The 26,221-nt window shown below is 72.6% G+C and carries 19 protein-coding genes, 2 pseudogenes and 1 riboswitch; of the genes and pseudogenes, 1 reads left to right on the top strand and 20 read right to left on the bottom strand.

Annotated elements, in window-relative coordinates:
• From ADK41_RS35630 to ADK41_RS35605, 6 genes are all read right to left on the bottom strand, one after another.
• The coding region (locus ADK41_RS35630) for a sensor histidine kinase (protein WP_053670350.1) at positions 1–1,737 on the bottom strand (1,737 nt) is incomplete at its 3' end.
• Between the two features lie 1,151 nt (positions 1,738–2,888).
• The gene (locus ADK41_RS35625; protein ID WP_234392568.1) at positions 2,889–4,208 is read right to left on the bottom strand and encodes a hypothetical protein; all 1,320 of its coding nucleotides are present in this window, start codon (positions 4,206–4,208) and stop codon (positions 2,889–2,891) included.
• Between the two features lie 479 nt (positions 4,209–4,687).
• The gene (locus tag ADK41_RS35620) at positions 4,688–5,881 is read right to left on the bottom strand and encodes an MBL fold metallo-hydrolase (RefSeq protein WP_030829924.1); all 1,194 of its coding nucleotides are present in this window, start codon (positions 5,879–5,881) and stop codon (positions 4,688–4,690) included.
• A 94-nt stretch (positions 5,882–5,975) separates the two neighbouring features.
• Positions 5,976–6,761, bottom strand: a complete 786-nt coding sequence (locus tag ADK41_RS35615) for an SGNH/GDSL hydrolase family protein (protein ID WP_030829921.1) — start codon at positions 6,759–6,761, stop codon at positions 5,976–5,978.
• A gap of 203 nt (positions 6,762–6,964) precedes the next feature.
• Positions 6,965–7,882: a M23 family metallopeptidase gene (locus tag ADK41_RS35610; protein WP_030829918.1), complete on the bottom strand. Its 918-nt coding sequence runs from the start codon at positions 7,880–7,882 to the stop codon at positions 6,965–6,967.
• Positions 7,883–7,886: 4 nt separating this feature from the next.
• A riboswitch (cyclic di-AMP (ydaO/yuaA leader) is annotated at positions 7,887–8,041 on the bottom strand.
• A 321-nt stretch (positions 8,042–8,362) separates the two neighbouring features.
• Positions 8,363–10,438 (bottom strand): alpha-galactosidase, encoded by a 2,076-nt coding sequence (locus ADK41_RS35605; protein WP_030829915.1) that lies wholly within the window; start codon positions 10,436–10,438, stop codon positions 8,363–8,365.
• Between the two features lie 171 nt (positions 10,439–10,609).
• Here ADK41_RS35605 and ADK41_RS35600 point away from each other — a divergent pair, with 171 nt between their 5' ends.
• On the top strand, positions 10,610–11,407 hold the full coding sequence (locus ADK41_RS35600; RefSeq protein WP_030829913.1) for a tyrosine-protein phosphatase: 798 nt from the start codon (positions 10,610–10,612) through the stop codon (positions 11,405–11,407).
• A 26-nt stretch (positions 11,408–11,433) separates the two neighbouring features.
• Here the strand turns inward: ADK41_RS35600 and ADK41_RS35595 are convergent, their stop codons facing one another.
• From ADK41_RS35595 to ADK41_RS35540, 14 genes and pseudogenes are all read right to left on the bottom strand, one after another.
• The gene (locus tag ADK41_RS35595; protein ID WP_037804609.1) at positions 11,434–11,562 is read right to left on the bottom strand and encodes a DUF6126 family protein; all 129 of its coding nucleotides are present in this window, start codon (positions 11,560–11,562) and stop codon (positions 11,434–11,436) included.
• Complete coding sequence (locus ADK41_RS35590) at positions 11,559–12,182, bottom strand: helix-turn-helix domain-containing protein (protein WP_030829910.1); 624 nt, start codon at positions 12,180–12,182, stop codon at positions 11,559–11,561. The genes ADK41_RS35595 and ADK41_RS35590 overlap by 4 nt, the downstream gene beginning before the upstream one ends.
• Positions 12,183–12,256: 74 nt before the next feature.
• Positions 12,257–13,660, bottom strand: coding sequence for an aspartate aminotransferase family protein (locus ADK41_RS35585; protein WP_030829908.1), 1,404 nt, complete (start codon positions 13,658–13,660; stop codon positions 12,257–12,259).
• Positions 13,657–15,570, bottom strand: coding sequence for a 1-deoxy-D-xylulose-5-phosphate synthase (dxs, locus tag ADK41_RS35580; RefSeq protein ID WP_053635651.1), 1,914 nt, complete (start codon positions 15,568–15,570; stop codon positions 13,657–13,659). The genes ADK41_RS35585 and dxs overlap by 4 nt, the downstream gene beginning before the upstream one ends.
• 29 nt (positions 15,571–15,599) lie before the next feature.
• A pseudogene (ispG, locus tag ADK41_RS40360) lies at positions 15,600–16,584 on the bottom strand (flavodoxin-dependent (E)-4-hydroxy-3-methylbut-2-enyl-diphosphate synthase).
• A gap of 4 nt (positions 16,585–16,588) precedes the next feature.
• A complete protein-coding gene (hpnH, locus tag ADK41_RS35575) occupies positions 16,589–17,611 on the bottom strand; it encodes an adenosyl-hopene transferase HpnH (RefSeq protein WP_030837186.1) in 1,023 nt (340 codons plus the stop codon).
• 5 nt (positions 17,612–17,616) lie between these two features.
• Complete coding sequence (locus ADK41_RS35570) at positions 17,617–18,258, bottom strand: hypothetical protein (protein WP_030837188.1); 642 nt, start codon at positions 18,256–18,258, stop codon at positions 17,617–17,619.
• Positions 18,258–20,297 (bottom strand): squalene--hopene cyclase, encoded by a 2,040-nt coding sequence (gene shc, locus ADK41_RS35565; protein ID WP_030837191.1) that lies wholly within the window; start codon positions 20,295–20,297, stop codon positions 18,258–18,260. Before shc ends, ADK41_RS35570 begins: the two co-directional genes overlap by 1 nt.
• Positions 20,298–20,414: 117 nt before the next feature.
• Positions 20,415–21,479 (bottom strand): polyprenyl synthetase family protein, encoded by a 1,065-nt coding sequence (locus ADK41_RS35560; RefSeq protein ID WP_030837194.1) that lies wholly within the window; start codon positions 21,477–21,479, stop codon positions 20,415–20,417.
• A gap of 64 nt (positions 21,480–21,543) precedes the next feature.
• Positions 21,544–23,061: a hydroxysqualene dehydroxylase HpnE gene (gene hpnE / locus ADK41_RS35555; RefSeq protein WP_030837196.1), complete on the bottom strand. Its 1,518-nt coding sequence runs from the start codon at positions 23,059–23,061 to the stop codon at positions 21,544–21,546.
• Positions 23,058–23,183, bottom strand: coding sequence for a DUF6380 family protein (locus ADK41_RS44435; RefSeq protein WP_366483615.1), 126 nt, complete (start codon positions 23,181–23,183; stop codon positions 23,058–23,060). Before ADK41_RS44435 ends, hpnE begins: the two co-directional genes overlap by 4 nt.
• Positions 23,183–24,133, bottom strand: coding sequence for a presqualene diphosphate synthase HpnD (hpnD, locus tag ADK41_RS35550; protein ID WP_030837199.1), 951 nt, complete (start codon positions 24,131–24,133; stop codon positions 23,183–23,185). The genes ADK41_RS44435 and hpnD overlap by 1 nt, the downstream gene beginning before the upstream one ends.
• Complete coding sequence (hpnC, locus tag ADK41_RS35545) at positions 24,130–25,041, bottom strand: squalene synthase HpnC (protein WP_030837202.1); 912 nt, start codon at positions 25,039–25,041, stop codon at positions 24,130–24,132. Before hpnC ends, hpnD begins: the two co-directional genes overlap by 4 nt.
• Positions 25,042–25,400: 359 nt before the next feature.
• Positions 25,401–26,176: pseudogene (locus ADK41_RS35540) on the bottom strand (ABC transporter ATP-binding protein).
• Between the last annotated feature and the right edge of the window lie 45 nt (positions 26,177–26,221).

The raw sequence follows: 26,221 nt of genomic DNA, 5'->3' as shown, positions 1-26,221 counted from the left end.
GCGCTGGAAGGCGGCCATCAGACCGGGGTCGTGCCCGGCGGTGCACTCGGTGTCCTGGCGGGGCGCGGGGCCGTCGCGAAGCTGCGGGGCGATGTGCTCCTGGGCGCGGCGGCGGGGCAGCCGGGGTCTGTCCATGGTGCCGCGCACCGTGCCGCCGCGCGGGGTGAGGGGCGTGCTCCCGTGGTCCGCGGGGGTGTTCCGGTCACCGTGCCGGACGCCGGGTACGGCCTCGGCGGGGGGGGGGCGCACCTCGTGGGCACCGCGCAGGGGCAGCGGCGGGGCGGACGCGTCGCCGGGCGGGGACGGGGTGTGAAGGCGGAACGGGGGAGGCACGGAGGTGAGGGGTGCGACGGGTGCGGGCGGCGTGTCCACGGGAGCCGGGACGACGGGCAGGTGACGGGCCGTCGGCACGGCGCCGGTGTCGCGGTCGTACGGCTGCGGCACCGTGCCCGGCACGCCGACGCCGCCGACGCCGACGCAGGGCTCCGTGCCGAGCAGCGCCTGCGGCACCACGAGCACGGCCTGGACCCCGCCGTAGATGTTGCTCCGGAGCCGGACGTGGATGCCGTGCCGCCTGGCGAGCTGGGAGACCACGAACAGGCCGATCCGGCCGTCGGCCAGCAGACTGGCGACATGCACCTGGTCGGGGTCGGTGAGCAGCGCGTTCATCCGGTCCTGCTCGTCGACGGGCATGCCGAGTCCGCGGTCCTCGACCTCGACGGCGAGCCCGGAGGTGACGAGGTCGGCCCGTAGCAGCACCTGGGTGTGCGGGGCGGAGAACACCGTGGCGTTCTCGACGAGTTCGGCGAGCAGGTGGATGACGTCGGCGACGGCGTGCCCGCGCAGGGTGCCGTCGATCGGCGGTACGAGCTTGACCCGTGAGTACTGTTCGACCTCGGCGATCGCCGAGCGCAGCACCTCGGTCACGGGGACCGGGTTGCTCCACTGCCGCCGGGAGACGGCCCCGCCGAGCACGGCGAGGTTCTCGGCGTGGCGGCGGATGCGGGTGGCGAGGTGGTCGACGTGGAAGAGCCCCTTGAGCAGGTCGGGGTCCTCCATCTCGTTCTCCAGCTCGTCGAGGAGGGAGATCTCGCGGTGCACCAGGGACTGCAGGCGCCGGGCGAGGTTGACGAACACCTCGAGCTTCTGTTCGCTGCCGGTCTGGCTGGAGAGCTGGGACGCCTGCACGACGGCGTGGACGGCCCCGTCGTGCGCACGGGCGAGGTCGGCGGTGAGCAGGCCGAAGTCGGGGTCGGGGGTGTCGGCCCGTTCGCCCCGCCGTCCGCGCGGGGGCGGGGCGTCGCCGCGGCGCAGTGCCTCGACGAGGGCGCGCAGGTCGGCCTCGCGCCGGGCGGTGCTCCGGCGCAGCGCGCCGATGCGGTCGTGCACGGACCGGGCGGCGCGGTCGGCGGCCACGGCGGCGATGGCGATGCCGGCGCACGTCACCGAGGTGGCGCCGCCGAGGACGGCCCACAGGGCGAGGCTCGGCCGGACCCCGGTGGAGCGGACGGTGAAGAGCACGGCCGCGCAGGCGCTGAGGGCCACCGCCACGGGCGGGAGCACGGCGAGGCGCAGCAGCTGGGGCCGTATCGGTGTCTCGGGCAGCGCGGGGGCGGTCCGCGCCGCCGGCCGGCCGTGCCGCCCGCCCTCGCGGCGGTCCGCCCGGGCGGCCGGACCGGTCCGACGGACCCGGGCGCCGGCCGGGTGCGCGTCGGTGCGGTCCGGCTCACGGGCCATGACCGTGGCCCCGGCGGCGCTCCGCACGCCGGCTGGGTCCGGGCCCCGGGGCCCCTCGCCCCGTCCGCTCCCTCGTCCGCCTTGTGGCTGCACGTCCCGGTCCCCACTCCCTGATCCGACTGTTGGACGCGGCCCCTCGACGCAGAAGCGTCCTACGGCACGAGGTGCCGCGGTGCCGTCCGACCGACACTCACCGTAGTCACCACCGCATCATGTGCGGTGGGCAGTTGACAAACTCATACGGACAGCATCGCGCTCTGGTATGAGGCTTCGTACGACAGACCGATAACCCGCTCGAGCGAGGGGATAAAAGCGAGAAAGAATCAATCAACCCTGGTCACAAGCGGTCGACTCGACGCCATGAGGAGCAGGCCGCCCCAGCCTCCTCGGCACGCCTTCGACCGCCCGGAGTCGGCGGTCCGGGCATGCCGGACCGAACCCGGAGCACCTCCGTCCGCACCCCAGAACATCACTCAACGTAACGAACGGGCCGGGGCGGAGAGGGCGCCCCGGTCCACCGGCGTCAGGACGTTGCGCCGGAACCGGTCGACGCCGTCGGCGGCGGCGGGGGTGGGGGTGGGCGTGGGGCCCGGCAGATCGCCGCGGGGAAGCGGGCGGGGTGCGGCGGCGTCCCCCGCCCGTGGTCACTGCTCCCGCGCCGCGCGCCTCCCGTCAGACGGCGCGCTCCGGAGCCGCGAGGAAGCGGGCGTTCCAGGACAGCACGTACCGGCAGCCGGGAAGTTCACCCGTCGAGCCGTCGGCGGCGGCGATGCGGCGGACGACGGCGGAGGCGTCCCCTCAGCCCGTCCCGCGGCCGTCCGGCGCGGACGAGGCACGGGAGGGCGGGCTCTCCCGTGTCGACGAAGACGTCGGACTTCATCGAACAACGGACCGTCAGGTCCGCTCCACCATGGTCAAGGCGCGGAGATCCGGCCGTCGGCCACTTCGGGCGCAGCGGCCTGCCGTTCGCGGTCGCCGTCCACTGTCTCGAGGGCGCCCGCCGGCACCCGGCGGAGACGGTGCGCCAGGCACTGGCGCCGGGCCCGCACGTACCGGTCCCGCCCCGCGCATCACGGGCGCGCCGGGCGGCGCCCGGTGGAGCGCGGGTCCAAAGCGGCCGCCCGGGCGGCCGCTTTGGACCCGCGGGCCGGTCAGTTGACGGCCAGGACCGCCGTGTTGTTCGTGAGATCCGGGTCGAAGCCGAAGGGGTACTCGCCGAACTCGCCGAACGGGGGGTGGATGCTCACGGCGCCGGTCGCGCCGGGCGTCACGGTGTCGACGCGCACGGAGAACGCGAACGTGCGCCGGGTGTCCTCCAGCACCCAGTACCGCAGATCGCAGTCGTAGCGCGGGGCGCCCGTCCGCTTCGGGTGGTAGCCGCCCTCGAGGGTGCGCGGGGAGCAGGCGGACGGCACGCCGGTGACCGTGGTGCCCTCGGGCACGACCAGCCGGACCTCGGCGACGGGGTCGCCGGAGCCGAGGTTGCCGAACCAGGCCGGTCCGTTGTTCTCGAAGGTGAGCTCGGCCGTGACCGTCTCGCCCGCCGCGGCGGAGACGGCGTCACCGGTCACGGAGAAGTCCGCGGTGTTCTCCGCGCCGATCTGGAGGGCCACGTAGTCGTTCTGGGAGTCGATGTCCTGGGCGCCGCCACCCGGCTCGACGTCGATGTCGAGCCGCTCGTTCAGTGCGTGCGGGGCGAGTCGCACCGTCAGCGGCTCGGGCAGCTCGAAGGAGTCGCCCGGCGCCAGCACCTGGTCGAACGTGCAGGTCGCCCTGGTCGACGGTGCGTAGTCGTCGCCGTCCGTCGTGGTGTAGGTGCAGGCGTCGTACCGGGTCAGGTCCGTCAGGCCGTACGAGGCGTACAGCTCGACGGTGAACCCGTTCGCGCTCTCGTTGCCGTTGTTGGTGACCTTGAACGGGATCGTCCGCTCGTCGCCGGGCAGCCCCTTCTCGATGTCGGCGACGGGGTCGATGGCGAGGTCGGGTCCGGCGCCGACGGTGAGCGTGGTGTCGAAGCTCTCGTGCGGCGCGGTGAGCGTCCCGTCGGGGCCGCCGGTGGCCGTCGCCTCGTAGGTGATCCTGCCCCGCGCGCCGACTTCGGCGCCGTCGGCCGCGCGCACCGTCAGGAACACCTGGTCCTCGTAGTCGCTCCCGATCGTGGGGACCACGGGTATGTCGCACACCGCGCCGGCGCCGCCCGGCGTGCAGTTGTCGGACCAGGTCACCTCGGCGACCCCGGCGAGGTCGGAGACGTCGACGGCGAGTCTGCCGTCGGTCACCGTGAAGTTGTCGTTGTCGTGGTAGAGGCCGACGCCGAGGGTGCGGGACTGCGGCCGGCCGCCGTCGGTGCCGGTCGGCAGCGTCTGCTCGTACGGCGTGTTGATCCACAGCTGGTCGGACTGCGGCGGGTCGTCCGCGGCGGACGCGGGCACGGCGAGACCGGCCGTCAGCAGACCGGCCGCCACCGCCACGGCGGCTCCGGATCCGAGACGTACCGGGCGTCCAGCGGATAACAGGTTCATCGCTACCCCCCAAGGGTGTGGTGAGTCGACCGGCGCGCCGGGAGCCCTGGCGCGCCGGAAGGATCATCACATGGCAGGGAAGCCCGCCGCGCCCCGGTTTTCCGCCCTGCCGGCGCACTCCCAGAATCTTGCGAGCTGTGGAGACGGCCACTTCGTCGATGCCGGGGAAGGGATGTGGCAGAACCACCTCGGTGACGCCGTCCACGACGAGCAGGCGTGCTTTCCGGGCCGCTCCGGCTTCGGCCCATGGCTCCACGACGCGTGCTCGGACGGCGATGCGCATCGAGCGCCCTCCGGACGGCAAGGGCCCGGATCGCCGAGCAACGGCTTCACGCCGCCGTCCAGGGCTCCCAGCACACGATCCCGCTTCTCAGCCGGAAGACGCTCCGGCATCCGGGCCGTCTCCCCCGGCTCGTCCCCGACCGACGTCACCGCTCCCCGGCGAGGTCGAGATCCCCCCTGCTCGTCCCGGCCACGCCCTCAGCACTCCGGGAACGCCGCCAGGGGTGCGCGATCGGACCGGACACCGCCCGCCACCACGGCTCCACCGGCAGCCTCCCCGCCGGCTCGAACGGCTCGCCCGGCCGCGGGAACGCCACCGCCTGACCGGCCTCCTCGGCCGCGTCCTTCATCCACTCCCCCGGCTCCGCCCACGCGTGCGGCGCCAGGTTGAACGTCCCCCAGTGGATCGGCAGCAGCACCCCGCCCTCACCGCCTCCCTGCAGGTCGAGATGGGCCCGGACACCTTCCTCGGGCGTCATGTGGATGTCGGGCCAGAAGTCCGAGTACGCGCCGACCTGGATCATCGTGGCGTCGAACGGGCCGTGGCCGGCGCCGATGTCCTTGAAGCCCTCGAAGTAGCCGGTGTCACCGCTGTGGTAGATCCGGTGCTCCCCGCCCGCGACCGCCCAGGAGGCCCACAGGGTGTGCTGGGTGTTGCGCAGGCCCCGGCCGCAGAAGTGGCGGGCCGGGGTGGCGGTGAGGGTGAGGCCGCCGACCTCCGTCGTCTCGTGCCAGTCCAGCTCGCGCAGCCGCCCGGCGGACACGCCCCAGCGCTCCAGGTGGGCGCCGACGCCGAGGGGCACGGCGAACAGGGTGTCCGTGCCGGCCAGCGCCCTGATCGTGGGCAGGTCCAGGTGGTCGTAGTGGTCGTGGGAGATCACGACGACGTCGACCGGGCCGAGCGCGGCCAGCGGCAGCGGCACGGGGTGCAGTCGCCTGGGCCCGGCGAAGGGGAACGGCGAGCAGCGCTCACCCCACACGGGGTCGAACAGGACCCGGTGTCCGTCGATCTCCGCGAGCACGCCGGAGTGGCCCATCCAGGTCAGGCGCAGCCCGGTGGCCGGCGGACGGGAGATGTCGGCCAGGGTGGTCGGGTGCACCGGGACGGCGCCCTTCGGGGCGCGGCGGGAGCGGGAGTCCTTGTCGAAGTAGGTCTTCGCCAGGTCCCGCGTCGACCCCGACGGACGGATCCGGGCGGCGCCCCCGGGATTCTGGAACACGCCGTCCCTGAAGTGCGGGGAGTTGCGGATGCGTGCCATGCGCTCGCCGCTCGGGTCCGCGCCGAAGGCCACGGGTCGCAGGGCGCGCGGCCCGGAGCTCTGGGAACGGGAACCGGCCACGGTGCCTCCAAGTGGAGTCGGTCAGACATTCCATTATGTGCGGTCGTCCCCGGCACCGCGGTGCCGGGGACGACCGCGACCGGCGAAACGGCCCTCACGCCACCGCGGCGATCCGTACCTTGATGTCGTCCGGCGACAGCGACCCCTTGGCGATCACCTGGTCGCCCGACGACTCCCCGCGCAGCCGGCGGCCGATCCACGGCACCAGGTACTCGCGGGCCCACTGGACGTCGTCCCGTCGGATCTCGAGCGCGCCGCGGGGCGGCAGGGGCGGCCAGGGCTGTTCGGGATCGGCGGGGATCTCCAGGCCGAGTGCCTGCCCGGCGCGGAGCGCGACACGGGTGTGCCCCTCCGGCGACAGGTGCAGCCGGTCGGCGTCCCAGGCCCTGCGGTCCTGGACGCTCCTGAGGGACCACAGGTCGAGCACCGGGCAGCCGTAGCGGTCGGCGACGGCCCGTACGTGCCCGTTGTACGTGGCGATCTTGCCGCGCAGGTGCTTCAGCAGGGGGATGCCACGGGTGTCGACCCCGGTCGTCACCATCACCGTGCCGGACACGGCCGTGAGCGCGGCGATCGCCCGCTCGAACCGCTCGGCCACCTCGTCCGGATCGCTGCCCGGGCGGAGGATGTCGTTGCCGCCCGCGCAGAACGAGACCAGGTCGGGGGCGAGTGCGACCGCCCTCGGCAGCTGGTCCGCCACGATCTGGTCCAGCAGCTTTCCGCGCACGGCGAGATTGGTGTACTCGAAGTCGCCCTCGGGCCGGAGGTCCGCGAGAAGTACGGCGAACCGGTCGGCCCAGCCGACGAACGCCCCGTCGGGGCCGGGGTCGCCGACGCCCTCGGTGAAGCTGTCCCCCACCGCCACGTACGACCCGATCACTGCTCTGCTGTCATTCTTCGAATCGTCTGCCACAACCGCTCATGATTCACCTTCGAATGTGACCTACGCGACCGTAAGGAAGGGTTGACGTGCGGTGAGATAAGACACTCTCAAAATGTTGGCCAATTCCGGAATACGCCGGAGGCCGGACCCGGGGATCGGGGTCCGGCCTTCGGCGCGCGTGTCAGGAAGGTCGCCGGGGGTCAGCCGATGGCGACGCCCTTCGAGCGGAGGTAGGAGACCGGGTCCACGTCCGAGCCGTAGTTCGGGGTGGTGCGGATCTCGAAGTGCAGGTGCGGGCCGGTCACGTTGCCGGTCGCGCCGGAGAGGCCGACCTGCTGGCCGGCGGTGACGGTCTGGCCGGCCGAGACGGAGAGCGAGGAGAGGTGGGCGTACTGGGCGTAGTAGCCGTCCTCGAGCTTGAGGACGACCTGGTTGCCGTACGCGCCGCCCCAGCCGGCGGAGACGACGGTGCCGGCGCCGACGGCCTTCAGGGAGGTACCGGTCGGGACGCTGAAGTCGACACCGGTGTGGTAGCCGCTGGACCACATGCTGCCGGCCACCTTGTAGGCGGTGCCGAGGCCGCCGGCGCCGGGCACCGGGGAGCTGTAACCGGAGGCGCTCGCGGCCTGGTCGGTGTTCGCGGTCCGGGCGGAGGCGTCCGAGGAGGACTGCTCGGCGGGCTGCTCGGCCTTCCGCTCCGAGGCCTGCGGGGCCTTGGCGGAGGACGGCTTCTGCGGCGCGCCCGTGGCGGCCTCGCCGTCGACGGAGAGCTTCAGACCGGGGTGGATGAGTGACGGGTCGTCACCGATGGCCTCGCGGTTGTCCGCGTAGAGCTTCTTCCAGCCGCCGTCGACGTTCTCCGCGTCGGCGATCTTCGCGAGGTAGTCGCCGGCCTTCACGGTGTACGTGCGGACCTCGTCGCCCTTTTCCGCGACGGTCTTCTGACCGGCGGAAAGGGACTGGACGGCCTTTTCGGGGGCGGTCTGCGGCGTGGCGGCGTGCGCGCCGGTGGCGCCGAGGAGCGGCAGGGCGAGTGCGGCGCCACCGGTTCCGGCGACGGCGATGGAGCGGGTGAAACGCTGGACCTTGGTACGGCGGTGCTTACCCTTCGCGGGCATGTCGAATTCCTCTCCGGCGCCTACGAGGTGAGCTGTCGGGTGCGGGCTGGAGATGCCCGGCCGCGCTGTCGCGCGGCTTAACCCCGAGCCGTTCCGGGAACCGGAACAGGCGGTCGTGCCTGTGGGTCCCCCGTTCCTGCCGTGGACGGGTCAGTGTGTGCGGGCTCCGGGCGGCGGCAGGATTAGGCGTCCGTCCGGATCGGTGGCGAACGTAAGCGACCCGGACGCGGTGGGACAAGCGCGAGGTTCACCGCGAACACGCTTTTTCGTGATCGACATGCGGAAAAGACGTCACCGAGCGTCAGCCGGGATTCCCTTTCCCTTTCGAATTCCCTTGCCGTTCCACGGAATTACGTGAGCATGGCGACAACGCATCGTCACGGATATGACGATGCTCACGCACCCCTCCCCCACCCTCCCTTATTTCATGGCATGTTGTGCCGAAACAGACCAATCGGACAGAACGCTCCCATCATGCGATCACCGGCGGCGGAGCCGGAACACCGCGGCGTCCAGATCTCCCCGCAGACCGGTGCGCAGCCCGTGGTGCAGCAGGACGGCGCCTCGGTGCGTTTCGCCCGTTTCGAGGCATTCGTAGGACGCCTCCGGGTCGAGGCCGCGCAGCCGGAGGGCCGGGGCGGGCTCTCCGTGGTGTTGCGCCTGGAGGCAGGCGAGCACGACGGCCTCGTCACCGAGGACGTACTGCACCGCGCTCAGCCCGCCCTCCGGGGGGCGCAGCCGGTACAGGTCGCCGCGCTGGACGACGGGCCGGATCTCCTTGTAGAGCGCGACCCACTCCCGCGCCTCGGCGAGCTCCTCCTCGGTCCACCGCGCGAGGTCGCCGCCGACGCCGAGCACCCCGGCCATGGCGCTGACGAACCGGAAGCGCAGCGAACTGACCCGCCCGTTGAGCATCGCGTTCGGACTGTCGGTGACCCAGGCGGCCATCACCCGGGCCGGATGGATCTGGCTGAAGCCGTGCTGGAGGGCGAGCCGGTCGAGCGGGTCGGTGTTGTCCGAGGTCCACACCTGGTCGGTGCGGGAGAGGATCCCCAGGTCGATCCGCCCGCCGCCGCCCGAGCAGGACTCGAAGGCCACGCCCGGGTGGGCCGCCCGCAACCGGTCCAGCAGGGCGTACAGACCGCGCACGTGGTCGGTCCACAACCGCTGCGGATACGGGTCGTCCGGCCAGCCGGCGTCGCTGAAGGAGCGGTTGAAGTCCCACTTCACGTAGTCGACGGGGGCTTCGGAGAGCAGCCCGTCCAGCCGCTCCCAGAGGTACTCCCGGACGTCGTCGCGCGCGAGGTTGAGCACCAGCTGGTTGCGGAACTCCGTGCGCCGGCGCCCCGGCTGGAACTGCACCCAGTCGGGGTGCGCGCGGTACAGGTCGCTGTCCGGGTTGACCATCTCCGGCTCGACCCACACGCCGAACTGCATCCCGAGCCCGTGCACGTGGTCGGCGAGGGGCTTCAGTCCGCCGGGGAAGCGGTCGGGGTTGGGCTTCCAGTCGCCGAGCCCGGACCGGTCGCTCGTACGCGCCCCGAACCAGCCGTCGTCGACCACGAACAGCTCCACGCCCATCGCGGCGGCCCGCTCCGCGAGCCCTCGCTGCTGCTCCTCCGAGATGTCGAACCAGGTGGCCTCCCAGGAGTTGAACAGCACGGGCCGGTCCCGGTCCGCGTCCGGGACGACGTACGCCCGCTGGTAGGCGTGCCAGGCGCGGCTGGCGCCGCCGAAGCCGCCGTCGCTCCACAGACCGGCGAAGACCGGCGTGACGTACGTCTCCTGCGTGCCCAGCATCAGCAGGCCGGAGTCGTCGTGTCCCGCACCGCCGGTGATCTGCACCCGTGCGTCGGGGAGCTGGGCGACACAGATGCGCCAGGACCCGGACCAGCCGAGGGCGCAGCCGTAGACCTCGCCGCGCTCCTCGGTCGCGTCGGTGTCGAGCGCGACCCAGGGCAGGTGCTGGTGCCCGGTGTGGCCGCGGCGACTGCCGATGACCTTCTCGCCGTAGTCGATCGGGGCACGGGTCAGCCGGGACTCGGCGGCCCAGCGGCCGTGCAGCTGGGACAGCCGCCAGTGCTCGCGCTCGGGCAGGGTCCAGGTGGCGGAGTCGGCGCGCAGCAGCTCGACCGCGGGCCCCCGGTTGTGCAGGGTCACCCAGCGTTCGACCACGTCGTCGCGCATCCGGTAGTGCAGGACCACGGTCAGGTGGCCGTCGCGGAAGCGGAGGCGGAGTTCTCCGGCGTCGGTCTCGTGGCCCTCGAAGGTCCACTCGGTGCCGCGCCGTCCGTCGGCGGCGCGTACGGACAGGGCGGGCCGGACGAAGCGGGGGCCGCCCTCGACCGGGTACTCCTCGCGCCCGTCCAGGCGGGAATCGAACGACGACCAGTCGTCCGGCAGCGGGCGCGCGGCGAGGGCCTCCGCGTCGGCGAGCGCGATGCCCGGGCCCCAGTGCAGGTGCACCAGCTCGTCGCGCTCGGTGACGTGGAGCGCGTAGCCGCTGGCCGGCCCCGACAGAAGCCACGTACGACCGTCTTGGGAAACCTGTACCACCGAACCTCCAACAGACCCGAACAGATGCGATCAGACACGAACATCATCAGGGGGGCGGAGGCGGCCTGGCAATGCCTGTGGAGAACTCATTGCCCCAGGCAGGCATGTCGTATCGTCGAGTGGCGCCCGTCGACGAGTCCCGCCGGCGGCGCCGAGTGGGAGGAGTCCTTCGTGACGCAGCAGGTGCCGTCGACCGAACCCGAGCTGGCCGGAGTGCGCAACTTCCGCGACGTGGGCGGACTGCCGACCGTCGACGGCCGGCGGGTACGCCACGGGGTGCTGTTCCGCAGCGGCCATCTCGCCCACGCGACCGCGGAGGACACCGCCTTCCTGTCCTCGCTCGGACTGCACACGGTCTTCGACTTCCGCAACGCGGCCGACCAGAGGCTGGAGGGCCCGGACGTCGCGCTGCCGGGCGTGCGCAATGTGAACCTGCCGCTCAGCGACCCGGCGGACGGCGCCGAGTTCTGGAAGATGGTCCGTGACGGCGATCTGGAGCAACTGCGTTCGATCCTCGCGGACGGCAAGGGCGCGGACCGGATGATCACCTCCTACCGGCTGACCGTCAAGGAGCGCACCGCCGAACACGCCCGGGTGCTGCGCTCACTCGTCGAGGACAGCGTTCCGGCGCTGATGCACTGCGCGGCGGGCAAGGACCGCGCGGGACTGTCGGTGGCGGTGACGCTGCTCGCGGTGGGCGTCGAGCGCGACGCGATCTTCGACGACTACCTGAAGTCCAACGCCAAGCACCGCCGTTACAAGGTGCGTCGCAGCGGCAGCTCAGCCTCGGCCTACTCCCCCGAGGTCATGGAGCTGCTCAGCCCGCTGTTCGACGCGCGCGCGGAGTACCTGTCGGCGGCCTTCGAGACCGTCGAGGAGACCTGGGGCGGTGTGGACCCGTACCTGGAGCAGGCGCTCGGGCTCACCCCCGAGGACCGGGAGCGGCTGCGCGAGCGCCTGCTCGACTGAGCCGGGCGTCTGCTTCCGCCGGGCGTCTACTTCTTCGGAGCCATCTCGAAGAGGAAGTAGACGAAGGCCGCGAAGAGGTGTCCCACCACCACGTAGACGAACAGCCGCACCCACAGGGCCCGGGGGAGCTTCTCTTCCATGTCTTTGCCGGTCATGTCGCTTCTCCGTGGATCGGGCCCAGGCACAGCGCGGCCGTGGGACTCTGCAACAGGGTGTGGACGAACAGCAGCTCGACCCCGTCGGGGTCGAAAGCGGCGATGCGGTGCGGGGTCAGCGAGTCGAAGTGCGCGCTGTCGCCCGGGGCGAGCCGGTGCAGGATGTCCCCGAGGCGCAGCCGCAGCCGCCCCCTGAGGACGTACAGCCACTCCTCGCCGGGGTGGACGCGCACGATGTCGCCCTGGGAGCCGTACGGCACCTGGACCCGTAGGGCCTGCATGCCGCGCCCGGCGGCGCCGGCCTGCCAGTACGTCCAGCCGCCCGCCGCCGTGGACTCCATGTCGCCGGCGCGCACCACGGCGTCCCGGTCGGCGGCCGACTCGCCGAGCAGCTCGGAGACCGTCGTACCGTAGGTGCGGGCGAGGGAGAGCAGCACCGGCAGCGAGGGCTGGCGCTGTCCGGTCTCCAGCCGGGAGAGGTGGGCGGGCGACAGGCCCGCGTCACGGGCGGCGGCCTCGAGGGTGAGGGAGGCCCGTCGCCGCAGGGCGCGCAGCTGCGGCGCGACCGCGGGGAGCGCGTCGGCCGGTTCGGCCGGCGGCCCGGTCTCGGAGGAGCTCATACCTCCATTGAGCCCCGCATTTGCCTCAGGGGCAATTTTCTTGCCTCTGAGGCAAATCCGGCGCGGGTGCGGGGTCAGCGGTCGGCGACGGCCTGTCTCACCAGCGTCCTGCCGAACTCCCACACCAGGCCGCCGTCGTGCGCGTCGTCCATCACCGCGGCGAAGGCGTCCACGAACCGGTGCACGTCCCGCTCGTCGATGACGAGCGGCGGGATCAGTTTGATCACCTCCAGGTGGTCGCCGGAGACCTGGGTGAGGATGCGGTGCCGCCGCAGCAGCGGAACGACCACCATCTGCGCGAAGAGTCCCTTGCGGGCGGCCTGGAGCACGGTCCAGCGCGAGCGCAGTCCCAGCGACCGGGGGCGGCCGAACTCGATGCCGATCATCAGGCCCCGGCCGCGGACGTCGGCGAGCAGCTCGTACTTCCCGGTCAGTGCGGCCAGCCGGGTCCGCAGCAGCTCGCCGGTGCTCCGGACGCGGTCGACGATCCTCTCGTCCTCCATGACCGACAGCACCGCGAGGCCCGCCGCCATGGCCTGGGCGTTGGCCCCGAAGCTGGCCGAGTGGACCAGCACCCGGTCCATCGACGAGTAGACCTTCTTGAAGATCCAGTCCTTGCCGATCGTGGCGCCCACCGGTACGTAGCCGCCGGAGAGCGCCTTGGCCACGCACACCAGGTCCGGTTCGACCCCCGCCTCGTGCTGGTAGGCGTAGAAGTCGCCGGTCCGGCCCAGCCCGGTCTGCACCTCGTCGGCGATCAGCAGCGCCTTGTGCCGGTGCAGCAGCTCCTGCGCGGCCCGCAGGTAGCCGGGCGGGGCCTCGTGCACGCCCTTGCCCTGGATCGGCTCCACGATCAGGGCGGCCACGTCTCCCTTGCGCAGCTCCCGCGCCAGCGCGGCGAGGTCGCCGAGTGGTACGGCCGTGTCGGGCAGCAGCGGGGCGAAGCCGTCCCGGAAGCCGGACTCGCCGTTGACGGAGAGCGAGCCGGTGGTCAGGCCGTGGAAGGCGTGCTCGCAGTACAGGACGCGCGGTCGGCCGGTCGCGTACCGGGCGAACTTCAGGGCGCTCTCCACGGCCTCCGTGCCGCTGTTGCCGAAGAACACCCGGTCCAGGTGAGGGCTGTGCGCGAGCAGCTTCTCGGCCAGCAGGCCGGGCAGCGGCTGGCAGTCGAAGCGGGTGAGGTCGGCGAGGGAGGCGTCCAGGACGTCGTGCAGCGCCTTGCGGACCACGGGGTGGTGGCGGCCCAGGCCCATCACCCCGAAGCCCGCGAGCATGTCCAGGTAGTCGTTGCCGTCCGCGTCGAAGAAGTGCGCCCCCTCGGCGCGCTCGTAGACCTTGTCGAAGCCGATGGTGCGCAGCATGCGCGGGAGCTGGTGGTTGAGGTACCGGGTGTGCAGCTCGTAGCGCTCGGCTCCGCGCTCGGCCAGCAGCGCGCCGAGGTCGAACTTCCCGGTCTGCGAGGACTCCGCGGTGGTCATGCCTGGGGCTCCTGTGGGTCCGGTGACTGTTTCGCCGGCTCTTCGCCGGCGGCGAGGCCCGCGCTGATCCGGCCGGCGATCTCGACCGGGGTGAGGCCGATGTCGGCGAGCACCTCACCGCGTTTGGCGTGGGCGAGGAACTGTTCCGGGATGCCGAACCGCCGTACGGGCACGTCGGTCCCGGCGTCGCCCAGCGCCAGCGCCACCGCCGAACCGACCCCGGCCGCACGGCTGTTGTCCTCCACGACGGCCACCATGCGGTGCCCGGCGGCCAGGCGCGGGAGGGCCGGGTCGACGGGCTTGACCCAGCGGGGGTCGACCACGGTGCAGCCGATGCCGCGGGCTTCGAGCAGTTCGGCGGCCTTCAGGCAGACGGGCGCCATCACGCCGACGGCCACGAGGAGCACCTCGGGGGCGTCCGCCCGGTGGAGCACGTCCATGCCGCCGACGCGGTCCAGCGCGGGGACCGCCGGGCCCACGGACTCCTTGGGGAACCTGAGCAGGGTGGGCGCGTCGTCGACGGCGACCGCCTCGCGCAGCTGGGCGCGGAGCTGGTCGGCGTCGCGGGGGGCGGCGATGCGCAGGCCGGGGACGACCTGGAGGACGGACAGGTCCCACATGCCGTTGTGCGAGGGTCCGTCGGCGCCGGTGACGCCGGCCCGGTCCAGGACGAAGGTCACCGGGCAGCGGTGCAGCGCCACGTCCATCAGCAGCTGGTCGAAGGCGCGGTTGAGGAAGGTGGCGTAGACGGCGACGACCGGGTGCAGGCCGCCGGTCGCCAGGCCCGCCGCGGACACGGCCGCGTGCTGCTCGGCGATGCCGACGTCCCACACCCGGTCCGGGAACCGCTCGGCGAAGGCGCCGAGGCCGACCGGGTGCAGCATGGCGGCGGTGATCGCCACCACGTCCTCGCGTTCCTCGCCGATCCGGACGATCTCCTCGCCGAAGACGGAGGTCCAGGACGGGTCGCCGGCCGGGGCGAGGGGCGCGCAGGTGAGCGGGTCCATCACGCCGACGGTGTGGAAGCGGTCCTCCTCATGGGCGAGGGCGGGTTCGCAGCCGCGCCCCTTCTCGGTGAGGCAGTGGACCAGGACGGGCCCGTGGAAGCGTTTGGCGCGGCGCAGCGCGGACTCCACGGCCCTGACGTCGTGGCCGTCGATCGGGCCGAGGTACTTCAGGCCCAGGTCCTCGAAGAGGCCCTGCGGGGCGAAGGCGTCCTTGAAGCCCTTCTTCGCGCCGTGCAGCGCCTCGTAGAGGGGGGCTCCGATCACGGGGGTGCGCTGGAGCACGCCCTTGCCCCAGGCCAGCACCCGTTCGTAGCCGTCGGTGGTGCGCAGGGCGGCGAGGTGGTTGGCGAGCCCGCCGATGGTGGGGGCGTAGGAGCGTTCGTTGTCGTTGACGACGACGATCAGCGGCCGGTCCTTGGCGGCGGCGATGTTGTTCAGCGCCTCCCAGGCCATGCCGCCGGTGAGGGCGCCGTCGCCGACCACCGCGACGACATGGCCCTCCTCCCCCCGCACCTGGCGGGCCTTGGCGAGCCCGTCGGCCCAGCCGAGGGCCGTGGAGGCGTGGCTGTTCTCGATGACGTCGTGCTCGGACTCCTCGCGGGAGGGATAGCCGGACAGGCCGCCCTTGCCGCGCAGCTTGGAGAAGTCCTGACGCCCGGTCAGGAGCTTGTGGACGTAGCTCTGGTGGCCGGTGTCCCACAGGATGCGGTCCACGGGCGACTCGAAGACCCGGTGCAGGGCGACGGTGAGTTCCACCACCCCGAGGTTGGGGCCGAGGTGCCCGCCGGTCCTGGCGACCGCGTGCACCAGGAACTCCCTGATCTCGTGGGACAGTTCGCCGAGTTCCGCCTCGGACAGCGCCTTCAGGTCACGCGGTTGCCGGATGTTCTCCAGGATCGTCACGCTCGGTCCCCCTTCGGATTCCGTGCTGTTCAGCTCACGGTGACGGCCGGCTCCCCCGTCGCGGTGCCGTCCTTCTCCATCTGCTCGGCGATCTTCATCGCCCTTCACGAAGATCTGGCCCTTGCCGTTGCCGGAGGCGACGCCGAGGTCGGCCTCGCGGGCCTCGCCGGGGCCGTTGACCACACAGCCCATGACGGCCACGCGCAGCGGCACCTCCATGCCCTCCAGGCCCGCGGTGACCTCGTCGGCCAGCTTGTAGACGTCGACCTGGGCACGCCCGCAGGACGGACAGGACACGATCTCCAGCCGCCGCTCCCTGAGCCCCAGCGACTGGAGGATCTGGATGCCGACCTTGACCTCCTCCACCGGCGGGGCCGACAGCGAGACGCGGATGGTGTCGCCGATGCCCCGGGAGAGCAGCGCGCCGAAGGCGACGGCCGACTTGACGGTGCCCTGGAAGGCGGGGCCGGCCTCGGTGACGCCGAGGTGGAGGGGGTAGTCGCACCGCTCGGCGAGCAGCCGGTAGGCGTTGATCATCACCACCGGGTCGTTGTGCTTGACGGAGATCTTGATGTCCCGGAAGCCGTGCTCCTCGAAGAGGGACGCCTCCCACAGGGCGGACTCGACGAGCGCCTCCGGTGTCGCCCTGCCGTACTTCTGGAGCAGCCGCCGGTCCAGCGAGCCGGCGTTGACACCGATGCGGATCGGGGTGCCGTGGTCCCTGGCCGCCTTGGCGATCTCCTTGACCTTGTCGTCGAACTGCTCCGGGAGGGCGTCGGCGTCGTCCTGCGTGGGACAGGCCACGCGCACGATCTGGCAGCCGGACGCGGTGAGCTCGGCGATCTGCTGGAGGGTCGCGCCGACGTCGGACGTGCGCGTCGTCGTCATCGACTGCACGGACACCGGGGCGCCGCCGCCGACCGCCACCGGGCCGACCTGGATGCGGCGCGACGCGCGCCGCTCGGCGAGCGGCGGCGCGGGCACCTCGGGGATTCCGAGCGGGACAGCGGTCACGGCCTCACTCCCCCTTCCCGGAGACCGTCTCGCGCAGGGCGCGCAGCGACTCCTTCAGGGACCCCATGGTGGCGAGGACGGCGGTGGGCTCGTAGCCGCAGTGCGCCATGCAGTTGGCGCAGCGCGGGTCCTTGCCGCGGCCGTACCGGTCCCAGTCGGTGTCCTCGATCAGCTCCCGGTACGTCGGCACGTAGCCGTCGCTCATCAGGTAGCAGGGGCGCTGCCAGCCGAAGAGCGAGTAGTTCGGGATCGCCCACGCGGTGCACGGGAAGTCGACCTTGCCCTCGAGGAAGTCCAGGAAGAGCGGGGAGTGGTTCAGCCGCCAGCGGCGCCGGTTGCCGCCCGCGAAGGCCTTCCTGAACAGCTCCCGGGTCTGCTCCACGCCCAGGAAGTGCTCCTGGTCGGGGGCCTTCTCGTAGGCGTAGGCGGGCGAGATCATCATCTCGTCGACCTCGAGGTCGTCGTTGAGGTAGTCGAGCACCTCGACGATCGTCTGCGGGGTGTCGGTGTTGAAGAAGGTCGAGTTGGTGGTGACCCGGAAACCGCGCCGCTTGGCCTCCTTGATGGCCGCCACGGCCTCGTCGAACACGCCCTCCTTCGCCACCGACTCGTCGTGGCGCTCGCGCAGCCCGTCGATGTGCACGGCGAACGCGAAGTAGGGCGAGGGGGTGAACCTGTCCATCTTCTTGCGCAGCAGCATGGCGTTGGTGCACAGGAAGACGTACTTGCGCCTGGCCACCAGCTGGCGCACGATCTCGTCGATCTGCGGGTGCATCAGGGGCTCGCCGCCGGCGATCGACACCATGGGCGCCCCGGACTCCAGGACCGCGCCGACGGCCTGGGCGACGGGCATCCGCTGCTTGAGCACCCCGGCCGGGTGCTGGATCTTGCCGCACCCCTCGCACTTGAGATTGCAGGCGAAGAGCGGTTCCAGTTCGACGATCAGCGGGAACTTGTCCCGCCTGCGGAGCTTCTGTTCGGCCAAGTATGTAGCGACCTTGACGGACTGACGCAGCGGCATGGCCATCTGGCTCACCTCCTGGGGAGCAGCAAGGAACGGTGCCATTCATGGAAAGCCGGGAGTACGGACCGGAGAACGCGGAAAGCCGATATTCCACCGCGCACCGTGCCGATCCGGACGAGCTCGTGCTCAGGAGCGTCCACGACCACCCGGACGGCCGCAACCGGGCGCTCGCCCACCCGGACGGCGCTCAGAAGCGTGGCGGCGGATTCCATGTCGACCGCGATCGCCCCGGTCGCGAGCAGATCGGACCGCTCGTGGCCGCGGACGACGTGGTCGGAGCCGGTGAGCGGACCGGTGTGGACGGTGCGCCCGGGCGCCGCCCGTCCCAGCTCCTTCACCAGCAGTTCGGTCCCCACGCACGGGACGCTGCCGCGCGGGTCCCGGGTCTCCTCGGCGACGACCAGGTCGCCGGGGTGCATCCCGGGGGCGAGCCCGGCGCAGAAGCCCGTGGCGAGGACGGCCGCCCGGTCCAGGTCCGGGTCGGCGAGCATCCGGGTGACGGAGCGCTCGGCCGCCGCCGGCCCCATGCCCGTGCGCAGGACGGTGACCGGCCCGCCCGGAGCGCCCCGTTCACGCCTGCGCAGGGCGAACTGCTCGATGCCGAGCGCGCAGGCGATCAGCAGCGGGACCGGGGCGGGCCGGGGGCTCATCAGCTTCCCTTCGCCTCGGCGAGCGGCTGCCCCGGCCCGCTCCTCGCCCCGGCCGGTCTCTCGCCGAACGGCTCCCCGTGCACGTACCGGCCGAGCGCGGTGAGCGGGAAGACCTGCCGGTAGAGGTGGTAGTTGATGGAGAAGTCCCAGGGGAAGCCGGTGCCGGTGAAGTACGGCTCGTCCCAGGAGCCGTCCTCGCGCTGGGTGGCCGCCAGCCACTCGATGCCGCGTTCGACGGCCCTGGAGTCCCGCTCCCCCGCCGCCAGCAGGGCCATGAGCGCCCAGGCGGTCTGCGAGGCGGTGGAGGCGCCGCGGCCGGCCCACTGGGCGGCGCCCTGGTAGGAGCGCAGGTCCTCGCCCCAGCCGCCGTCGTCGTTCTGCACCTTCTCCAGCCAGGCCACGGCCCGCCGGATCGCCGGGTGCGAGACGGGGAACCCGGCCGCGGTCAGCGCGGGGACGACCGAGCCGGTGCCGTAGATGTAGTTGACGCCCCAGCGACCGAACCAGGAGCCGTCCGGCTCCTGTTCGGCGAGCAGCCACTGGATGCCGCGCCGGGTGCGCGGGTCGTGGGCGAGGCCCTCCACGGCGAGCATCTCCACGACGTGCGCGGTGACGTCGGCCGACGGCGGGTCGATGACCTCGCCGAAGTCGCAGAACGGCAGCCGGTTGGGGAACGGGCTGGTGTTGTCGACGTCGAAGGCGCCCCAGGCCCCGTTCCTCGACTGCATGCCGAGGTTCCAGCGCACCCCGCGTCCGATGGCGTTGTCCAGCCGCTCGGGGTCGTGGTGCTTGACCCGGCGCAGCGCGAGGACCACCTCGGCGGTGTCGTCGATGTCGGGGTAGTTGTCGTTGTGGAACTCGAACGCCCAGCCTCCGGGCGGCAGATGGGGCCGGCGCACGGACCAGTCGCCGGGCCGCACGATCTGCTCGCCGAGCATCCAGTCGGCGGCCTTGACCAGTTGCGGGTGGTCGGCGGGCAGGCCCGCGTCGGCCAGCGCGATGGTGGCGAGGCAGGTGTCCCACACCGGGGACTGGCAGGCCTCGATCATGCGGGCCCCGTCCTCGCGCCACACGGCGAACCGGTCCAGCGAATCCAGGCCCGCGCGCATCACCGGGTGGTTCAGGTCGTAGCCGAGCAGGTGCAGCGCGATGACCGAGTACACGGCCGGGGGCTGGATGCCGCCCCAGCAGCCGTCGTTCTCCTGCCGTTCGATGATCCAGCGGGCGGCGGTGTTCATGGCCGCCCTGCGCAGCCGGCGCGGGACGGCTCTGCGCAGCGTGTGCAGGGCCCTGTCCAGCCGCTGGAAGGCGCCGTCCCAGCTGGTCGGCGGTGCGAGCGGCCGGGGAGGGTTGGGGTGGCGCGGGTCGGTGTGCAGCTCGTCCAGCGGGAACGGGGCGGGACGCACCGGCCGCTCGGCGGAGACGATGGTCAGCGGCACGATGGTCTGCCGGGCCCAGCAGCCGAAGTCGTAGATGTTGAGCGGCGCCCAGGACGGGAACCAGATCAGTTCGGGCGGGAGTTCGGGCAGGTCCTCCCACTTCCACCAGCCGAACAGGGCCAGCCAGATCCGGGTGAAGACGCGGGAGGCGGCGATCCCGCCCCGCTCGCGGACCCAGGCGGAGGCCTTCGCCATGTGCGGGGCGTCGGGCGGATCGCCGGCCAGCCGCAGCGCGACGTACGCCTCGATGGTGGCGGAGAGGTCGCCGGGGCCGCCGTGGAAGGTGGCCCAGGTGCCGTCCTCGCGCTGCTCGCCGCGGACGAACAGGGCGGCGGCGCGGGTGGTGTCCTCGTCGCGGATGCCGAGGAACTGGCGCAGCAGCAGGTCCTCGGCGTCCATCGTGACGTTGGTCTCGAGGTCGCCCTTCCACCAGCCCTGGTCGTCCTGCCGGGACAGCAGGAAGTCGGTGGCGCGCCTCATGGCGCGGGCGGCGATGTCGGGAACCCCGGCCGCCTCGGGGATGTCGGTGTCGTTTTCGCTGGCCGCGGCCACCGCGGGCGGCAGGGCCGCCCCGGTGCTTCCGTCGGTCGTCGCTGTCATGGCTTCCCCTTCGTGCAGTCCTGCGAGTGGTGTCTGCTGTGGGTCCGCCGTCGGCCGGTGCCGTTCTCCCCTGGGCGCCGGCCGGCGACTACGCGAGGGCTATTCGACCGATAGTGATCATCTCTTTCGTACGACGACGAAGTCCGCGAGCGCCGTGAATTGTTCCCGCACCGGGTCGGGCATGTCCACGGCGTGCAGGGCCTCGATGGCGATGGTGTGCTGACGGCGTGCCTCTTCGGCGGTCCAGTCGCGGCCGCCGGCCTCCTCGATGAGGGCGGCACGGGCCGCGAACTCCTCCTCGGAGAAGTTCGCGAAGTCGCTGCTCTTGGCGTCGGCGGCGAGGATCTCGCCGAGCCGCTCGGAGGCGGGGCCGCCCGCCGCGAGCGCGGCCACGACCGGGAGGGACTTCTTGCGCTGGCGCAGGTCGCTCCAGGTCTGCTTGCCGGTGGCCTCCGGGTCGCCCCAGATGCCGAGGAGGTCGTCGACGGCCTGGAACGCCAGGCCGAGGTGGTAGCCGTACGTCTCCAGCGCGTCGGCGGTGCGGTCGTCGGCGCCGCCGAGCACCGCGCCGATGGAGCTGGCGCAGGCGAGCAGGGCGCCGGTCTTGTTGCCCTCCATCTCCAGGCACTCCTCGACGCTCACGCGGTCGCGGTGCTCGTAGGAGATGTCCTGGGCCTGGCCGTCGATGAGCGAGCGGCTGGCGGTGGTCAGCCGGCGTGCGGCGCGGCCCGCCTCGACGGTGCCGAGTTCCAGCAGCACCTCGTTGGCCAGGGCGAACAGGGCGTCGCCGACCAGGATGGCCTGGGCGGGGCCGTGCACCTTCCAGACGGTGTCGCGGTGCCGGCGCTGTTCGTCGCCGTCCATCAGGTCGTCGTGCAGGAGGGAGAAGTTGTGGACCAGTTCGACGGCGACCGCGCCGGGCACGCCGGTCTCCGGGGCGGCCCCGGTGACCTCGGCGGACAGCACGGCGAGGGCGGGGCGCACGGCCTTGCCGCCGTCGCCGTCCGCGGGCCGGCCGTGGGCGTCGATCCAGCCGAAGTGGTAGGCGGCGACCGTGTCCATGGGAGGCGCCAGGCGGTCGACGGCCGCCCTCAGTACCGGCGTGGCCAGGGTCCGCCCGCGCTCCAGGAGCGCGGACACGTCCACCGCGGTCCTTCGAGCGGCCTGCGAGGCCGGGGGCACAGTGGGCACAGTCTCTCCTCTTGTTGCGGTACCGGAAGTGCGGAGGTCCTCCGCGCCGCGTTCGTCAACCCTCACCGGGCCCACCTCGCAGTGCGACACCGGTCTCCTCCGGATGGTGGCCGAAGGTCCGGGAGGTGTCCCCCGGGAAGGCGGAGTGCGCCGCCTCCTCCAGGGCGAAGGGACGGCGGGGGCGGGGCCGGCCGAGGGCGCTCAGCGCGGCGTCCGCCGCGCCGACGCCGCTGCGGACCGCACTCTCCATGGTCGCGGGCCACCCGGTGGCGGTCCACGCTCCGGCCAGGTACAGGCCGGGGGCCTTGGTGCGGGCGCCGGGCCTGAGGCGTCCGACGCCGGGGGCGGGAGCGAACGTGGCGGTGCGCTCCCGGGTGACGAAGAAGTCCTCGACCCGGGCGTCGCGGGTGCGCGGCAGCAGCCGCTCCAGTTCGGGCAGGTAGCGCTCGCGCAGCGCGGCGACCGGCTCGTCGATGTCGTCCTGGGCGACCGACTGGGACAGCGCCAGGTACTGGCCGCGCTTCAGACCGGAGGCCTCGGTGCGGTCGAAGACCCACTGCACGGGGGTGCCGAGGGCGGCGAGGAAGGGCCGGGCGAGCACCTTGCGGTCGTAGACGACGTGCACGTTGAGGATCGGGGCGGTGCCGATGGCGAGCAGCCGTTCGGGGGCGTCGAGCGCGCCCGCGGGCAGCAGGTCGTACGCCTCGCGCTGCGGTACGGCGAGGACGACCGTGTCGGCGTGGATCGTCTCGCCGGGAACCCGGACGCTCCATCCCCCGTTCCCGTCCGCAAAGACGGAGGCGACCCGTGTGCGGAGCTCGGTGCGCACGCCCGCGGAGTCGAGCGCCTCGCGGGCGAGCCGGTCGTGCAGTTCGCCCAGCGGCACCCGGGCCCAGCCGATGTCGGCCGCCGCGGGGTCGGACAGCAGACCGGTCTTGAACACCATCGCGGCGAGCGACAGGGACGTGTCGTCCGCGACCGCGTTGAGGGTGGCGACCCCGACCAGGTCCCACAGGGCCTCGACGGCGCGCGCCGACTGGCCGTGCGCGGTCAGCCAGCTGCCGAAGTCCTGGGTGTCCAGGGCGGGATCGGTGAGGTCGAGTCCCTTCAGCGCGAGCGCGGCCCGGACCGTCCTGGCCCGGTCGGCGAGCGACAGGTGCGGATACGTGGCGAGGCTGCGCCCCAGGTGCAGGGGCACCGGCAGCGCGTCGCGCCGCAGTCTGCCGAGCCGCCGTCCCTCGGGGCGCGCGACGTCGAGCACGGGCACGTCGAGGCGGTCCTGCAGCGGTGCCAGCGCCGCCGCGTCGATCCGCTCGAGGAACCAGCGGTAGGCGGTGCAGCAGCGCAGGTACACGTGCTGGCCGTTGTCGACGGTCAGGTCGCCGCGCCGGAAGGAGAAGGCGAGCCCGCCCAGGCGCGGTCGGCCTTCGAGCAGGGTGACGCCCACCCCGGCGTCGGCGAGCGCCAGCGCGGCGGTGACGCCGGCCAGCCCGCCGCCGACGACGACGGCGTGCCGTCCCGCCGGAACGGAGCCGTCCGTGAGCGGCCCCCCGGAGCGTGTGCCGTGGCTCATGCGCCCTCCCCTGCCCGGCCGGCGCTCCGCTCGAACGGTGTGGGAGCGGCCGTCTCGGTCTGGGACGCGGCGGCGCGGCGGAGGGTTGCCCGCCGCTTCGCGCCGGAGTGCGGGATGTCCATCAGGCGCGCCTCCTGACGGTGCGCCGGGTCAGGTGCCGGGTGTCCAGGCCGGACAGGCCGCGCACCGCGACGTAGGCCTTCTCGCGTCCGGGCAGGGAGACCCGGCCGCGCAGCACCGCCCCGGGGTCGCGCTCGATGCGGTCCAGGAGCCGGCGGTAGATGCCGGCCATGGCGGCGACGCAGGCGCCGCTGCGCCGGTCGAGCAGGGGGAGCAGCCGGTAGCCCTCGGCGAAGAGGGCGCGGGCCCTGCGCACTTCGAAGTGCACCAGGCCGGCGAAGTCGGAGCCCTCCGGCGGTGTCGGCCCGCCGAACCCGGCCGAGCAGCCGAACTTGGCGAGGTCGTCGGCGGGCAGGTAGGTGCGTCCGCCCTCGGCGTCCTCGCGGACGTCGCGGAGGATGTTGGTGAGCTGGAGGGCGAGGCCGAGGGTGTCGGCGTACTCGGACGCGCGTTCGGCTCCGCGCGCGCCCGGTTCGGTGCCGAACACGCCGAGCGAGAGCCGCCCGATGGCGCCCGCGACACAACGGCAGTAGACCTTGAGGTCGTCCCAGGTCTCGTAGGTCTCGCCGCGTACGTCCATCTGGACGCCGTCGATGAGTTCGTCCAGGCCGCCGAGCGGGATCGGGAAGTGCTCGGCGGCGTGGGCGAGGGCGACCGCGACCGGGTCGGTGTCGTCCTCGTGGACCGCGCCGTCGCGGACCCGGGTGAGCAGCGCCCGGGTGTCCTCCAGCCGGGCCACCTTGACGTCGTTCGCCAGCGGGCCGTCGCCGATGTCGTCGACCCGCCGGGAGAACGCGTACAGCGCCGACATCGCGCGCCGCTTGGGCGTCGGCAGCAGCCGGATGCCGTAGGCGAAGTTGCGCGCCTGCTGTCCGGTGACGGCCTCGCAGTAGCTGTAGGCGGCGAGTACCGGTGCGGACGCGGGTGGTTGCGACTCCACGGTCCGGATCACCCCTTTCCTCGCAGAGTCGCGCCCGCCTCGCGCAGCAACTGGACCTTGCCGGGCTTGGGCGGGCCGGGAAGTACGTCGTATTCGGCGGCGGCGATCGCGTGAAGGGCCGCCCTTCCTCCCGCCACGAAGCCCGCGAGCAGCAGCCGGAGCCTGCCCCGGACGCTGCCCACGAGGGGAGCTCCCTCGTCCAGCAGGTCCCGGGCGCGTCGCGCCTGGTACGCGACCAGCGCGCGCACCGACGCGCCGGCGGTGGGTACGGCGAGGTCCGCCTCCCGGACGTGGAAGCGCTTCATGTCCGTGGCGGGCAGGTAGACGCGGTCGCGGTCGAGGTCCTCTGCGACGTCCTGGAGGTGCTCGACGATCTGGAGGGCGGTGCAGACCGCGTCGGAGCGGCGGACGCGCTCGGGCGTCGAGGTGCCGGTGACGGCGAGGACGAGGCGGCCGACGGGGTTGGCCGACAGCTCGCAGTAGGCGAGCAGGTCGTCGTAGGTCTCGTAGCGCTTGACGAGCTGGTCCTGGCGGTTGGCGGCGATCAGGCCGAGGAAGGGCGCGGGGGTGAGAGCGTGGCGGCGGACCGTCGGCCGGAGCCGGCGCAGCAGCGGGTGGCGCGGCTCGGGGCCGGCCGGATCGAACACCCGGTTCAGGTCCGCCTCGAAGGCGTCCAGCAGGGTCAGCCGGTCCTCGGCCGCCTCCTCGGACACCCCGAGGAGGCGGGCGTCGGCGCCGCCGGGGGCCAGGTCACCGTCGCCGATGTCGTCGACCAGACGGGCGAACCCGTACACCGCCATGAGGTCGTCGCGCCAGGGCCGGGGCAGGAAGAAGGGGGCCACGGGGAAGTTCTCGGCGGCGGCCTTGTCGAGGGTGGCGCGCTCGGGGTCGACGGCATGCGCCGCGGCCACGGGCGTCATCGCGGACTGCCATGGGCGGGGACGGCACACGCTGCGTTCAGCCGGGGAGTCTCCGTAGCCATTGCCGTCACATCTCCCGTTCTACACTGCCGACCCAATGCACACTATTTCGGACACGCCGCCCAGGCTTCCGCCCCGCGGCATCGCTGGATGGTGTCGGGCATTATGGCCCTGATTGCCGCCTTTCGGGACCGGTACAGCTTACGTGGTACGACACGGCGCGTGACTGCGGGGGTCTCCGCACTACACGACAACGCACCGATCGGCGTCAAGATTCCGCTTGGCGGCCGGAGTTGACGTCTCCTTCGCAGACGCCGGGCCCCGCCGGAAAGTTCCGGCGGGGCCCGGCTCGCAGCGGGCTATTTCCCCGTGAACTTCTCGTACTCCCTGAGCACCTCGTCGGTGGGTCCGTCCATGCGCAGCTCACCGCGTTCCAGCCAGAGCACGCGGTCGCAGGTGTCGCGGATCGACTTGTTGTTGTGGCTGACCAGGAACACCGTGCCGGCCTGCTTGCGCAGCTCCCGGATGCGGGCCTCGGAGCGCTTCTGGAACTTGCGGTCGCCGGTGGCCAGCGCCTCGTCGATCATCAGGACGTCGTGGAGAAGCGCAGCCGGGCCGCCATGCCGGAGGAGTAGGTGCGCATCGGCAGGGTGATGAAGTCGCCCTTCTCGTTGATGCCGGAGAAGTCGACGATCTCCTGGTAGCGGGCCTTGATCTGTTCGCGGGACATGCCCATGGCGAGCCCGCCCAATATGACGTTCCGTTCGCCCGTCAGGTCGTTCATCAGGGCGGCGTTGACGCCGAGCAGGGAGGGCTGGCCGTCGGTGTAGACCTTGCCCCGCTCGGCGGGCAGCAGTCCGGCGATGGCCCGCAGCAGGGTCGACTTCCCGGAGCCGTTGGAACCGATCAGCCCGATGGCCTCGCCCCGGTAGGCGACGAAGGAGACTCCGCGCACGGCGTGCACCTTGCGCACGCCCCGCTCCTCGCCCCGCTTGACGATGCGGCTGAGCGCCGCCGTGGCACTGCCCTTGCCGGTCCTCGCGCCGTTGACGCGGTAGACGATGTGCAGGTCGTCGGCGATGACCGTGGGGATCTTCTCGTCGGTGGTGTCAGCCACGGCCGTACCTCTCCTCAGCCTTCCAGAAGTAGACGAACCCGATCACGCCGGCCAGCAGCGCCC

The organism is Streptomyces caelestis, assembly GCF_001279005.1.
Taxonomy (GTDB): Bacteria; Actinomycetota; Actinomycetes; order Streptomycetales; family Streptomycetaceae; genus Streptomyces; species Streptomyces heliomycini.
This window is presented reverse-complemented; position numbering and strand designations above follow the sequence as displayed.

Coding starts and splice junctions, on each gene's coding strand:
- ADK41_RS44435 (WP_366483615.1), bottom strand. CDS start 23,183: ATGGACATCCCGCACTCCGGCGCGAAGCGGCGGGCAACCCTCCGCCGC.
- shc (WP_030837191.1), bottom strand. CDS start 20,297: ATGACAGCGACGACCGACGGAAGCACCGGGGCGGCCCTGCCGCCCGCG.
- ADK41_RS35570 (WP_030837188.1), bottom strand. CDS start 18,258: ATGAGCCCCCGGCCCGCCCCGGTCCCGCTGCTGATCGCCTGCGCGCTC.
- ADK41_RS35585 (WP_030829908.1), bottom strand. CDS start 13,660: ATGACCACCGCGGAGTCCTCGCAGACCGGGAAGTTCGACCTCGGCGCG.
- hpnC (WP_030837202.1), bottom strand. CDS start 25,041: ATGACGCCCGTGGCCGCGGCGCATGCCGTCGACCCCGAGCGCGCCACC.
- ADK41_RS35590 (WP_030829910.1), bottom strand. CDS start 12,182: ATGAGCTCCTCCGAGACCGGGCCGCCGGCCGAACCGGCCGACGCGCTC.
- ADK41_RS35595 (WP_037804609.1), bottom strand. CDS start 11,562: ATGACCGGCAAAGACATGGAAGAGAAGCTCCCCCGGGCCCTGTGGGTG.
- ADK41_RS35610 (WP_030829918.1), bottom strand. CDS start 7,882: ATGCCCGCGAAGGGTAAGCACCGCCGTACCAAGGTCCAGCGTTTCACC.
- hpnE (WP_030837196.1), bottom strand. CDS start 23,061: ATGAGCCACGGCACACGCTCCGGGGGGCCGCTCACGGACGGCTCCGTT.
- hpnH (WP_030837186.1), bottom strand. CDS start 17,611: ATGGCCATGCCGCTGCGTCAGTCCGTCAAGGTCGCTACATACTTGGCC.